This window comes from Nitrospirillum guanabarense (assembly GCF_034653355.1).
Lineage (GTDB): Bacteria > Pseudomonadota > Alphaproteobacteria > Azospirillales > Azospirillaceae > Nitrospirillum.
In genome coordinates this window covers 2,578,410-2,591,759 of sequence record NZ_JAYEER010000004.1, presented here as the reverse complement: position 1 = coordinate 2,591,759, position 13,350 = coordinate 2,578,410, and the positions used below count along the sequence as shown (strand labels likewise).

The 13,350-nt window shown below is 67.0% G+C and carries 9 protein-coding genes and 1 pseudogene; all 10 read right to left on the bottom strand.

Going from position 1 to position 13,350, the window contains the following annotated elements; translation table 11 throughout:
- Positions 1–35: 35 nt before the first annotated feature.
- A complete protein-coding gene (locus UAA55_RS30175) occupies positions 36–656 on the bottom strand; it encodes an outer membrane protein (protein ID WP_040843973.1) in 621 nt (206 codons plus the stop codon).
- Between the two features lie 394 nt (positions 657–1,050).
- Positions 1,051–2,310 (bottom strand): group II intron reverse transcriptase/maturase, encoded by a 1,260-nt coding sequence (gene ltrA, locus UAA55_RS30170; RefSeq protein WP_322957499.1) that lies wholly within the window; start codon positions 2,308–2,310, stop codon positions 1,051–1,053.
- Positions 2,311–3,149: 839 nt separating this feature from the next.
- Positions 3,150–5,278: pseudogene (gene pnp / locus UAA55_RS30165) on the bottom strand (polyribonucleotide nucleotidyltransferase).
- Positions 5,279–5,572: 294 nt separating this feature from the next.
- Positions 5,573–5,842: a 30S ribosomal protein S15 gene (gene rpsO / locus UAA55_RS30160; RefSeq protein ID WP_004271802.1), complete on the bottom strand. Its 270-nt coding sequence runs from the start codon at positions 5,840–5,842 to the stop codon at positions 5,573–5,575.
- A gap of 15 nt (positions 5,843–5,857) precedes the next feature.
- On the bottom strand, positions 5,858–6,799 hold the full coding sequence (truB, locus tag UAA55_RS30155; RefSeq protein WP_322957498.1) for a tRNA pseudouridine(55) synthase TruB: 942 nt from the start codon (positions 6,797–6,799) through the stop codon (positions 5,858–5,860).
- Complete coding sequence (gene rbfA, locus UAA55_RS30150) at positions 6,789–7,253, bottom strand: 30S ribosome-binding factor RbfA (RefSeq protein WP_322957496.1); 465 nt, start codon at positions 7,251–7,253, stop codon at positions 6,789–6,791. Before rbfA ends, truB begins: the two co-directional genes overlap by 11 nt.
- 190 nt (positions 7,254–7,443) lie before the next feature.
- A complete protein-coding gene (gene infB / locus UAA55_RS30145; protein WP_322957494.1) occupies positions 7,444–10,182 on the bottom strand; it encodes a translation initiation factor IF-2 in 2,739 nt (912 codons plus the stop codon).
- Positions 10,183–10,255: 73 nt separating this feature from the next.
- Positions 10,256–10,786 carry an RNA-binding protein gene (locus UAA55_RS30140; RefSeq protein WP_322957493.1) on the bottom strand — a complete coding sequence of 177 codons (531 nt, stop codon included), beginning with the start codon at positions 10,784–10,786 and terminating at the stop codon, positions 10,256–10,258.
- Between the two features lie 160 nt (positions 10,787–10,946).
- A complete protein-coding gene (gene nusA / locus UAA55_RS30135; RefSeq protein ID WP_322957492.1) occupies positions 10,947–12,446 on the bottom strand; it encodes a transcription termination factor NusA in 1,500 nt (499 codons plus the stop codon).
- A gap of 78 nt (positions 12,447–12,524) precedes the next feature.
- Positions 12,525–13,019, bottom strand: a complete 495-nt coding sequence (rimP, locus tag UAA55_RS30130; RefSeq protein WP_322957491.1) for a ribosome maturation factor RimP — start codon at positions 13,017–13,019, stop codon at positions 12,525–12,527.
- Positions 13,020–13,350: the final 331 nt, after the last annotated feature.

Sequence of the window (13,350 nt, the reverse complement as noted above, 5' to 3'; positions counted from 1 at the left end):
AGCCCGGGCCTTTTCCTCAAGAGGGCGCGCTTTTATCAGAACCGGATGCCCACGCCGACGCGGACCTGGCTTTCGTCCGGGGTCGTGCGCAGCTGGCCGCCGGCCAGATCCCGCGTGGAGTGCGAGTAGTCGGTGTAGTCATACTCGATACGGGTGAACAGGTGCTCGTCGATGGCGTAATCGGCGCCGACGCCGTACTTCACGCCATCATAATCCTGGGCGTACTGGCGGGAGGCGCCGCCGGTCAGGGCGTTGGTCGTGTCGATGGAGGTGTGCTGATAACCCACCCGGCCGAACAGCAGCAGGTCGGGCTGGACCACGTAGCCCAGGCGGGCGCTGACGCCGGCGCTGTAGTTGGGCTGCACGCGGTAGCTGCCCAGGGCGTCGCCGTAGGTCCGGTCGCCTGTGTAGAAATTGGCTTCGCCTTCGGCGCCGACATAGATGTTGTCATAAACGGTCTGGCCGTAGCCGGCGAAGAGGCCGCCGTTGAAACCCTGGGTCTCATGGCTGGGCGTGCTCTGCTGGCCGCCGACGGTGGCCCGCTGATGGGCGTTGAACCAGTCATAGCCGGCGTTGGCACCAACATAGCCGCCATCGAACGTGCTCTGCGCCAGGGCCGGCGTCGCGGCGACCGCGACCAGAGCCGAAGCGGCCAAGACAATAGTCCGTAAATGCGACATGGTAACTCTCCTTTAAGGTCCCTAATCCGCCACCGTTTCATTGTTGCAAACAATAAAACTTAGGCGTGTTGCGGCAATGTTTCGTCATCACCTTCAAGTCCATCGCGTTACTATTGCGGATAACTACTGATGGATGACTGATTCATTACGCCTTCGAGATGGTCATAACCTGTGAGGATCGTCACACTTTCCATGCCTACAGCGCACGGCTGGAAATCAATACTAAGTCCTTATTTCATGGCTAAACCAGATTAGTGCCCCGACTTCGCCACAAATGGATCGTTGGCGCGGCGCGCCGGAATCGGGTAGGAGGGAGGCTCGCACCTCCCCCCTCCCACACCACCGTACGTACGGTTCCGTATACGGCGGTTCATGAAGCGTGGTTTAGGCGTTGATGGGTTGCCATGAGGGATGGCAGGCCGAGAGTGTCGAAGAAGGATTTCCGGTAGGCGTCGTTCATGTGGCTGGCCCCAGCATTCCACCAGGGGCCGCGTCCATTGCAGGCGGACGCCCATGCGCGGGCCTCATCCAATCCTCGCCGCATCAGGTTTGTGGCCCGGGTGCGCGGGCGTTTCCATTGGCGCCAAAGGATACAGCGCAGTTTGCGCCGCAGCCATCCATCGAGGTCCTCGAAGGTGCCCTTCACCTCGGCCAGCCGGAAGTAGGCCGTCCAGCCGCGCAGGATGGGGGCGAGGGTCTCGATGGTGTAGGCCAGGGAACGTCCGCGTCCGGCCCGGAACAGGCCCCTGAGCTTGTCGCGCAACCGGTCCACGCTCTTGGCCGCCACCTTGAGGCGCGGCTGTTTGTGGACCGTCACACTATAGCCCAGGAACGCCCGGTCCCAGGGGCGGGCCACCGCGCTCTTGGCGCGGTTGACCGTCAGCCGCAGCCGCTCGGATAGGAACCGGGTGATCGAGGCCATGACCCGTTCGCCGGCACGCCGGGACCGCACATAGATGTTGCAGTCGTCAGCATATCGGCAGAACGCGTGGCCCCGGCGCTCCAGTTCCCGGTCCAGGTCGTCGAGCAGGATGTTCGACAACAACGGCGACAAGGGCCCTCCCTGGGGCGTCCCCTCGCCACGCGCCGCCGTCACCCCGCCCAGCATCAATCCGGCCCGAAGGTAGCGGCGGATCAGCCGCAGCACCCGACGGTCCCTCACCTTGCGCGCCACACGCGCCATCAGCACGTCGTGGTTCACACGGTCGAAGAACTTCTCAAGGTCCAGGTCCACCACCCAGCGCAGGCCGGCCGCCATGTGCGACCGCGCGGCCCGCACCGCCTGGTGGGTGCTCCGTCCGGGACGGAACCCGTAGGAGGACCCGGAGAAGTCCGGATCGAACACCGGCATCAGAACCTGATGCAACGCCTGCTGGATCAGCCGATCCACGACTGTCGGGATACCCAACAGCCGAACGCCGCCCCCGGGCTTGGGGATCTCAACCCCGCGCACCGGCGACGGCCGGTACCGGCCCGCCAGCAGGTCCCCCTTGAGGCGCGCCCAATGCTCCACCAGGTACGGCTTCAGAGCCCCGACGGGCATCCCATCGATGCCCGCCGCGCCCTGGTTCGCCATCACCCGGTCGTAAGCCCGCCTCATGTTCTCACGGCTGAGGACTGCCTCCAGCAACCGCTCTTCCGCCTCCGGTTGGAGGCGCTGACCTGCCGTGGCGCTTGACGCATCCCGCCCGTACTCTCGCGGCTGCCGGCCGCTACCATCAGGGGGGATGCGGGTCTTCCCAGACCCGCTGGCCGCGTCTCCTGTCACCATCGAAAGTCAGCCCTCCTTCCGGCACTCCATGTTCTGCCCTTCGCCGGCCCGGTGCGTCGGCTACTACGGCTTCTGCTGACTTCTGCCACCCCATCCCGGCGCCTCACGACGCCGGTAGCACACCTGTCGCCAGGGGCAGGGCGGCAGACCTCCCAGGGTAAGACGCGTGACCTTCATGCCATATACCCGCCGCATATACGCCAGCACCTTCCGGGTGATATCGGGCTTCGGGCTTAATGGCTCCCTCGCCCAGGTGCGGACGCCTCATGCGATTCCTGTTCGTCAGGCCGGCACTTTGCTTACAGCTTCCTTCGGACCCCACCTCGCGGTGACGCCCTTGCTGTTCGGCTAGCGGTTCCCATCACCAGGGCCCGTAGAGGACTTCCACCTCCAAGTCACAAGCCGGTTACCAACCCGGCTCTCGGTGCTTACGCACCTCGCGCCATGCCTGGCGCACCATAGAAAAAGCCGCCCAGGCTATCCTGGGCGGCTTAATCGTTGACCAAAGGCATCGGCTGCGGCCGGATGCCTCGGCCTTATTATAGTTTACCCTCCAGCGCCGGGCGCGGGCATCCGCCCGCTGGCCTTCCTCGTTTCGCAGTCCGCTGACGCTGCCCGCAAAACTCCGGCACCCGCCCTTGCGGGCTACCAGCGGCAAGGTGCCCCTGCCGCTGGGGCAAAAAGTCCGGCCCCGGGGTTTACGCCTCCTCGGCCTTGTCCTTCTTGCTCAGGTCCTCACCGGTGGCCTGGTCGACGACCTTCATCGACAGCTTCACCTTGCCGCGATCGTCGAAGCCCAGGACCTTCACCTTCACCTCGTCGCCCTGGTTGACCACGTCGGTCACCTTGGCCACGCGCTGCGGCGCCAGTTCGGAGATGTGGACCAGGCCGTCACGGGCGCCCAGGAAGTTCACGAAGGCCCCGAAGTCCATGACCTTCACGACCTTGCCGACGTAGATCTCGCCCACCTCGGGCTCGGCGACGATGCCTTTGATCCACTTGATGGCCGCGTCGGACGCCTTGCTGTCCACGGCCGCCACCTTCACGGTGCCGTCGTCCTCGATGTCGATCTTGGCGCCGGTCTGCTCCACGATCTCGCGGATCACCTTGCCGCCGGAGCCGATCACGTCGCGGATCTTCTCCTTCGGGATGTTGATCACGGTGATGCGGGGGGCGTTCTGGTTCACGGCCTCGCGGGCGCCGCCGATGGCCTTGGCCATCTCGCCCAGGATGTGCAGACGGCCGTCCTTGGCCTGCGCCAGGGCGACCTTCATGATGTCCTCGGTGATCGAGGTGATCTTGATGTCCATCTGCAGGGCGGTCACGCCCGCCTCGGTGCCGGCGACCTTGAAGTCCATGTCGCCCAGGTGATCCTCGTCACCCAGGATGTCGGACAGCACGGCGACGCCGGTGTCTTCCTTGATCAGGCCCATGGCGATGCCGGCCACGGGGCGCGGCAGCGGCACGCCGGCGTCCATCAGCGCCAGCGAGGTGCCGCAGACGGTGGCCATGGAGGACGAGCCGTTGGACTCGGTGATCTCGGAGACCAGACGCAGGGTGTAGGGGAAGGCTTCCTTCGCCGGCAGCAGCGGATGCACGGCGCGCCACGCCAGCTTGCCGTGGCCGATCTCGCGACGGCCCGGGCTGCCCATGCGGCCGGCTTCACCCACGGAGTACGGGGGGAAGTTGTAGTGCAGCATGAAGTTTTCGCGGTATTCGCCTTCCAGCGCGTCCACGATCTGCTCGTCCTGGGCGGTGCCCAGGGTGGCGACCACCAGGGCCTGGGTCTCGCCGCGGGTGAACAGGGACGAACCGTGGGCCCGGGGCAGCACGCCCACTTCCGCCACGATGGGGCGGATGTCGACGGTGGTGCGGCCGTCGATGCGCTTGCCAGTCTCCAGGACCGTGCCGCGCAGCACGTCGGCCTCCAGATCCTTGAAGGTGCTGCCGACGGCTTCCGCCGTGTAGGCGCCCTCGGCGGTCAGTGCCTCGACCGCCTTCTTCTTGGCGGTGGAGATGGCCTCATAGCGTTCCTGCTTCACGGTCAGGGTGTAGGCGGCACGGATGTCGGCGCCCACCAGCTCGTTCAGCTTGGCCTTCAGCGCGGCCTTGTCATAGGCCGACGGCGGCAGATCCCAGGGATCCTTGGCGGCCTGCTCGGCCAGGTCGATGATCAGGTTGATCACCGACTGGAAGGCGGTGTGGCCGAACATGACGGCCTTCAGCATGATCTCTTCGGACAGCTCCTTGGCTTCCGATTCGACCATCAGCACGCCTTCCTGGGTGCCGGCGACCACCAGGTCCAGGTCGGTGGTCTCGACCTGCTCCAGCGTCGGGTTCAGGATGAACGCGCCATCCTTGTAGCCGACGCGGGCACCGCCGATGGGCCCCAGGAAGGGCAGGCCGGACAGCGTCAGCGCGGCGGAGGCGCCGATCATCGCGACGATATCGGGATCGTTTTCCAGGTCATGGCTCAGCACGGTGCAGACGACCTGCACCTCGTTGCGGAAGCCGTCGACGAACAGCGGGCGGATGGGGCGGTCGATGAGGCGGGAGGTCAGCACCTCCTTCTCGGTCGGACGGCCCTCGCGCTTGAAGAAGCCGCCCGGGATCTTGCCGGCGGCGAACGCCTTTTCCTGGTAGTTGACGGTCAGGGGAAAAAGTCCTGGCCGGGCTTCACGGACTTGGCGCCGACGGCGGTGCAGAGCACGACCGTGTCGCCGTAGGTGGCGATGACAGCGCCATCAGCCTGGCGGGCGACCTTGCCCGTCTCTAGGACCAGCTTGCGGCCGCCCCATTCCATCTCTTTACGAAAAACCTTGAACATATCTCGCTTCCTTCCATCCGATACTCGGTGCACGTCCCGGATTGGACGGCCGAGCCGGGGCCCTATCGGCAGCACCCGCGTTGGAAACCTTTAAATGACAGATGGCCAGCCGGGTCCACCCGACTGGCCATCCTTACTACTCAATACCCAGAACCGGGGCGCTTGCGGGCCGTCCGGACATCCATCCCGGTGGGACGCGGCCGCGTCGGGGCGCCAAGCCCGCCGGACGGCGGGCGGCCGGTGCCACCGGTGACTGCGGTCGGTTGCGCCAGGGGCGTCGTCCGGACCATACCCTTAGCGACGCAGGCCCAGACGCTGGATCAGCGACGTGTAGCGGGCGACGTCCTTGCGCTTCAGGTAGTCCAGCAGGCTACGACGCTGGCTCACCATGACCAGCAGGCCACGGCGGGAGTGGAAGTCCTTGTTGTGGGACTTCATGTGGTCGGTCAGGTTGGTGATGCGTTCCGTCAGGATCGCGACCTGCACCTCGGGCGAACCGGTGTCGCCTTCGGCGGTCTTGTACTCGGCAATGAGCGCCTGCTTGCGCTCGGCAGTGATCGACATCGTCGTCTCCATCACTTAGAGGTTCAAAACGCGCACCGGACGGACCTCCGCCCCCTCGACATGGACCAACGCCACCGGCTTGCCGCCACAAATGGCAAGCGCGATGGGCTCCCCGCCCGCCAACTGATCGTGAATGGCGTCCAGCCGTTCCAGATCATGACGGCGCAGCAGCGCCACCGTTTGTCCGTGTCTCAGTCGGTGCGCTTCCGCTTCCGCCAGGGCCAGCGCCGGGATGTCGTCCAGCGCGGTCTCGATCGGTTGCAGAAGTCCTTCGACCGTGGGTGTCTGCGCCACCCGCTCCAATTCGTCAAGCGAAATCGCCTGATCCATGGTGAAACGCCCGACCCGCAACCGGCGCAGGACGGACACATGGCCCACCGTGCCCAGGGCCAGGGCCAGGTCGCGCGCCAGCGAACGCATGTAGGTGCCCTTGCCGCACTCCACCTCGAACTCGGCATGGTCGGCGTCGGGGCGGCCGGTCAGCAGGAAGCTGTCCACCCGCACGATGCGCGGCGCCAAATCCACCCTTTCGCCCTCGCGCGCCAGGTCATAGGCGCGCTCGCCCGCCACCTTGATGGCGGAGAACTGGGGCGGCACCTGGCTGATCTCGCCCTGGAAATTCTCCAACGCCGCCTCGATGGCCTCATCGCTGGGACGGTGGTCGTGGGTGGCCGTCACCTCCCCCGCCAAATCGTCGGTGGTGCGGGACTCACCAAAGCGCAGGGTGAAGCGGTAGGTCTTGCCGCAGTCCATGGCGTAGGACACGGTCTTGGTCGCCTCGCCGAAGGCGATGGGCAGGATGCCGGTGGCGATGGGGTCCAGCGTGCCGGCGTGGCCCGCCTTTTCCGCCTGCATCAGCCACCGCACCTTGGCCATGGCCTGGGTGCTGGTCATGCCCGGCGGCTTGTCCAGCACCAGCCAGCCGTGCAATGGCCGGCCCTTGCGCTTACGGGCCATCGTGGCGCTCCGCGCCCTCGTCGGCGCGGCCTTCGGCGTCCCCGTCGCCATGGTCATGATCCAGGTCGCGCTGCACATCGGGACGATGCAGCAGCTGGTCGATGCGCTGGGCGTAGTCGAAGGACACGTCGACCTGGAAGCTGAGGCGCGGCACGTGCTGCAGTCGCATGGCCTTGGCCACCTGGCTGCGCAGATAGGCCGAGACGCGGTTCAGCGCCTTGATCTGCTCCGGATGGCCGCCGCCCAGCGGCATGACGAAGGCCGTGGCGTTCTTCAGGTCGGGGCTGATGCGCACCTCGCTGACCGTCACGTTCAGGTCGTGCAGGTCGGGATCGCGGAAATCGGCCCGGCGCAGGATATCGGCCAGGGCGTGGCGCAGTTCCTCGCCCACACGCAGCTGACGTTGAGAGGGGGCCTTGCCGGCACGCAGGTCGGCGTCACCATGTCGGCTCATGGGTCATTATCCTAGTAAAGGCCCCCTCCCCTTTCGTTCAAGGGTGGGACCGGCCCCGCCCATCCCGCCTGGGGACGGCGCGAGGGCCATACGGCTCCCTTCCGGAGCCAAAACGGCCGTCCGGGATTGGACCGGACGGCCGGGTTGTCAGGCAGATACTCTGATCCAGTCACGGAAAGCGGGGCCGCGCTTACAGGGCGCGGGCCACCTCTTCCATCTCGTAGGCTTCGATGACGTCGCCCGCCTGGATGTTGTCGTAGTTCTCGAAGGCCATGCCGCACTCGTAACCTTCGCGCACTTCCTTGACTTCGTCCTTGAAGCGCTTGAGCGTCTTGAGCGTGCCCTCGTGGATGACGACGTTGTCGCGCAGCAGGCGCACGCCGGCGCCGCGCTTCACGATGCCTTCCGTCACGCGGCAGCCGCCCACCTTGCCGACCTTGGTGATGTTGAACACCTCCAGGATCTGCGCGTTGCCCAGGAAGCGTTCGCGCAGCACCGGCTTCAGCATGCCGGTCAGCAGGGCACGGACATCGTCGATGATGTCGTAGATGACCGAGTAGTAGCGGATCTCCGCGTTGTCCCGCTTGGCCATTTCGCGGGCCTGCGGGTTGGCGCGGACGTTGAAGCCGATGATGATGCCGCGCGAGGCGTTGGCCAGCGTGACGTCGCTTTCGTTGATGGCGCCCACACCGGAGTGCAGCACGCGCACCTTGACCTCGGCGTTGTCGCCGGCCAGCTTTTCCAGCGTGCCGGAGATCGCCTCGATGGACCCCTGCACGTCGCCCTTGATGACCAGCGGCAGTTCCTTCACCTCGCCCGCCTGGATCTGCTTGAACATCTGTTCCAGCGATCCGCGCGCCGACTGGGCGACCTGGGCCTCCCGCTTCTTGCGCTGGCGGAACTCGGTGATCTCGCGGGCGCGGGCCTCGCTCTCGACGACCGAGAACTCGTCACCGGCCAGCGGCGTGGCGTTCAGGCCCAGCACCTCCACCGGGGTGGCGGGACCGGCGTTCTCGACATTCTGGCCACGGTCGTTGACCAGGGCGCGCACACGGCCCCACTCGCTGCCGGCGACGACGATGTCGCCCACCTTCAGCGTGCCGCGCTGGACCAGCATGGTGGCCACGGAACCACGGCCGCGCTCCAGCTTGGCCTCCACGACGACGCCTTCGGCCGTGCGGTCGGGGTTGGCCTTCAGCTCCAGGATTTCGGCCTGCAGGAGGATGTTCTCCTCCAGCTTGTCCAGGCCCTTGCCCGTCTTGGCCGACACTTCCACGTCCAGGACGTCGCCGCCCATGGCCTCGACCACCAGGCCGTGCTGCAGCAATTCCTGCCGCACCCGGTCCGGCTTGGCGCCGGGCAGGTCGCACTTGTTGATGGCGATGATGATCGGAACCTCGGCCGCCTTGGCGTGCTGGATGGCCTCGACCGTCTGCGGCATGACGCCGTCATCGGCGGCCACCACCAGCACCACCACGTCCGTGACGTTGGCGCCACGGGCGCGCATCTCGGTGAAGGCGGCGTGGCCGGGGGTGTCGATGAAGGTGATGCGCGAACCCGCCGCCAACTGCACCTGGTAGGCGCCGATGTGCTGCGTGATGCCGCCGGCCTCGCGGCTGGCGACGTCGGTGTGGCGCAGGGCGTCCAGCAGCGAGGTCTTGCCGTGGTCGACGTGGCCCATGACGGTGACGACCGGCGGACGCGGCAGCAAGTCCTCGCTGCGGTCCAGGTCGCCCTTCACACCCACCTCGACGTCGGCTTCCGACACGCGGTGCGCGCGGTGGCCGAATTCCGTCACGATCAGCTCGGCGGTGTCGGTGTCGATGTTCTGGGTGATGGTGGCCATCACGCCCATGCGCATCAGCGCCTTGATCACGTCGGCACCGCGCTCGGCCATGCGGTTGGCCAGTTCCTGCACGGTGATGACTTCGGGGATGATGACGTCGCGGGTCACTTTTTGCGTATCCTGACGCCCGGTCAGGCGCTGCTTTTCACGTTCACGGGCGCGGCGCAGCGCGGCCATGCTGCGGCCACGCGGGGCGCCACCGCCCTCGTCGCTCAGCGCCTGCGAAATGGTGAGCTTGCCGGCGTTGCGGCGGCGCTCGCCACCCTTGGCGGCCTTGGCCGGGGCCGGAGCCGCGACCTTGCTGGCGGTCTTGGCGGCACCACCGGGGCCGGCGCGGCGGCGCCCACCCTCGTCATCCTCGTCATCGACGGCGCGCGGGGCCAGGGGGCCACGCGGGGCCGCGGCGTCCGTGGCGGCGGTCGTGGTCGACGCGGTGTTGCCGGCGGCGGGACGGGCGGCGCGCGGGGCCTCGTCCGCCTTGCGGGCGGCCTCGGCCTCCTTGCGCTTGGCCTCTTCCTCCTGGCGGCGCTTCTCCGCCTCGGCGGCGACGCGCTTCTCCTCCTCCTGGATCATCCGCAGCTCTTCCAGCTCGCGGCGACGCAGGGTCTCGTCGTCCAGGGGGCCCTCGTTGACCGGTTCCTCGACCACGGGCGCGGGCGCCATCTCCGCCGGGGCCTCGTCGGCCACGGGCAGATCGTCGGCGATCACCTCGTCCAGCAGCTCGTCCGCCACATCCTCCTGGGCGGGGTTCTCGCCCATGGCGCGCAGGGCGCGCAGACGGGCTTCACGCTCGCTGTCGGTCAGCTGGCGCGGGGCGCCGCCACGCGGCGGCTGACCACGGCCACCGCCCTGCGCGGGACGGCCCTCGGCGGCGGCGCGGGCGGCGGCGCCGCCATCGGCAACGCCGGGACGGGCGCCCTGTTCAAAGGTTCGCTTGCGCTTGACCTCAACCGCAACGGTCTTGGTGCGGCCGTGCGAGAAGCTCTGGCGCACGGATCCCGCGTCCACCGTCTTCTTCAGCTCCAGCTTGCCTCGACCGGTAAGGCTCAACTTCTTGCGGTCCTGGTCGCTCGTGTCAGTCATACGATTTCCGACTGTTTCATCGTTGTCGCCCCGGGGCCGATGCCCCAAGGCCATCCCTTACCCAGCGCTGGGCCTAACGCCCCTTGGAGAGGGCGCGCAGCCTGTCCGCCTCCCGCCGCAGGCGCTGGACCAGCGGTCCGGCACCCACCACGGCATGCACCGCGTCATCGCGGCCCAGCGCCATGCCCAGCTCCCCCCGGTCGAAGATATCGACCACCGGGATGCCGGGGGACAGCGCGTCCAGCTTGGACCGGCCGTCGGCAGCCCCATCGGACGCCTCCAGCCTGAGCCCTATGCCCGACCGCGTACCGATGGCCTTGGCGCGGAGCGCCGCGGCCACCTTCTCAAACCCCGCCACCGCCTGGCCGCCCCGCCGGGCGAGCCCGACCAGGTCCAGACAGCGGCGACGCAGAAGGCCCGACACCTGGGCCCCCAAGTCCGCCGGGGTGCGCACCGACCGGCGCGCCGCCTTGGCGAACAAACCTTTGGCGACCGCCTTTTCAACCAAGGCGGGGTCCGCCGTCAACCACAGCCCGCGTCCGGGCAGGGTTTCCTCCACGTCGGGGACGATCGTGCCGTCGGGTCCGACGACGAAACGGATCATCCCGTCCTTCTCTCCGACCACCCCGCTGGCGATGCACCGGCGCAGTGGGCTTTTGCCCCCCCGACCGCCTCCGCCTCGCCTTCCGGCAGCAGCGGCGCGTCGGGATCCGGTGTCAACGCCGGTCCGGAGACCTGCGGGGCGACCATGAACCAGGCCCCCCTCAGGCGTCGGCGCCGGACTCTTCGTCCGCGAACCAGTGGGCGCGGGCGGCCATGATCAGCTCATTGGCCTCGTCCTCGGTCATCGCATCCTTGCCCAGGATTTCGATGAGCTCGTCACCCGCCAGGTCGGCGAAGTCGTCCAGGGTCTTCACGCCCTTCTCACCCAGCTTGACCAGCATGGGCGCCGTCAACGCCTCGATGGCCGCCACCTCGTCGGTGACACCCAGTTCCTTGCGGCGGTTTTCCAGGCGGCTGTTCTGTTCTTCCAGGAAATTGCGGGCGCGTTCCCGCAGCTCCTCGGCCACGTCCTCGTCGAAGGCGTCGATCGAGGTCAGTTCCTCGGTCTCGACATAGGCGATTTCCTCGACCGAGGTGAAGCCTTCGGCCACCAGCAGATGGGCGATGACGTCGTCAACGTCCAGGGCCTCGATGAACATCTGCGACCGGGTCTTGAATTCCTCGGTGCGACGGTCGGATTCCTCCTGCTCCGTCATGATGTCGATGTCCCAGCCGGTCAGCATGGACGCCAGGCGGACGTTCTGGCCACGGCGGCCGATGGCCAGCGACAGCTGGTCGTCCGGCACCACCACCTCGATGCGCTTGGTCTCCTCGTCGAGCACCACCTTGGCCACTTCGGCCGGGGCCAGCGCGTTCACCACGAAGGTGGCGGCGTCGCGGTTCCAGGGGATGATGTCGATCTTCTCGCCCTGCAGCTCGCCGACCACGGCCTGGACGCGGCTGCCGCGCATGCCGACGCAGGCGCCCACGGGGTCGATGGCGCTGTCATGGCTGATGACGGCGATCTTGGCGCGGCTGCCCGGGTCGCGGGCCACGGCCTTGATCTCGATGATGCCGTCGTAGATTTCCGGCACTTCCTGCTTGAACAGGCCGGCCATGAAGGCGGGATGGGTGCGCGACAGGAAAATCTGGGGGCCGCGCGGCTCGCGCCGCACGTCGTAGATGTAGGCGCGCACGCGGTCGCCGTTCTTGAAATGCTCGCGCGGCAGGCACTCGTCACGACGCAGCACGGCCTCGGCACGGCCCAGGTCCACGGTCACGTTGCCGTATTCCACACGCTTGACCAGGCCGTTGACGATGTCGCCCATGCGGTCCTTGTACTCGTCGTACTGACGGTCGCGCTCGGCCTCGCGGACCTTCTGCACGATGACCTGCTTGGCGGTCTGCGCGGCGATGCGGCCGAAGTCGATGGGCGGCAGCGGGTCGATCAGGAAGTCGCCGACCTTGGCGTCCGGACGCTTGCGCTTGGCCTGGGCCACGGAAACCTGGGTCGCCTCATCCTCGACCGTCTCCACCACTTCCAGGTAGCGCATCAGGTGGATGTCGCCGGTCTTGCGGTCGATGCGGGCGCGGATGTCGTGCTCATGGCCGTACTTGGAACGGCCAGCCTTCTTGATGGCCTCTTCCATCGCCTCGAGCACATGCTCTTTCTCGATGTTCTTTTCGCGGGCGACGGCGTCAGCGACTTGAAGAAGTTCCATCGAAGCGAACCTTGCCTTCTGTTACGTCAGTAAGAACGACTGTTGAAATGATGCGAAACGACTAAGGGAGAACGGGGGTCAGTGCTGGTGTTTGCCCTCGGCGGCCGCCTTCAGCAGCGCGTCGTTCATCACCAGCTTGGCCCGCAGGATCAGGTCGAAGGGCACGGCGGCGGGCCCCGTGGGCATCTCCACCAGCACCTTGCCGCCCTCGATCCCCTTCAGCATGCCGATGAAGCGGCGCCGGTCGTCCACCGGCTGCGACGTCTCCACCCGCACCTCGAAGCCCGCGTAGCGCTCGAAATCCTTGGGCCGGGTCAGCGGCCGGTCGATTCCGGGGCTGCTGACCTCCAGCGTGTAGGCGACATCGATGGGGTCTTCCACGTCCAGCAGGGCCGACACGGCGCGGCTGATCTCCGCGCAATCGTCCACCGTCATGGCGGCGCCGTCCACGCGCTCGGCCATGATCTGCAACGTCGGGCGGGCGTTGCCCGTCAGCGACACGCGCACCAACTCATAGCCCATGGCCTCGACCGAGGGGGCGATGATACCGGCGATGCGTTCCTGTACGTCCATCGATCTCTATCCTGGGAACGGCCGATCGGGCCGCCCCCGTCTTCGCTTGGGGACGGTTATGGGGCGAAACCTGCCCGCCTGACATCGCCGACCCCAGATAATAAAAAAAGTGGGCCAATGGCCCACCCGCAAAGCGTTCCAGCCAGCCACCAGATTGTCGATGGCCGGATCGTTATGAGGATTGCTGCGGCGGATCATAGTCGCCATGGCGTTTTGCGCAAAGGGTTTTCATGCGCCATCCGCCATGTGCCGGAAGGGATGCAGGCCAGCGTCGCCGCTGGTTGCCCTGATCCCCACCAGTGCTGGTGCCGTAAAACACCAACGAGCCCCA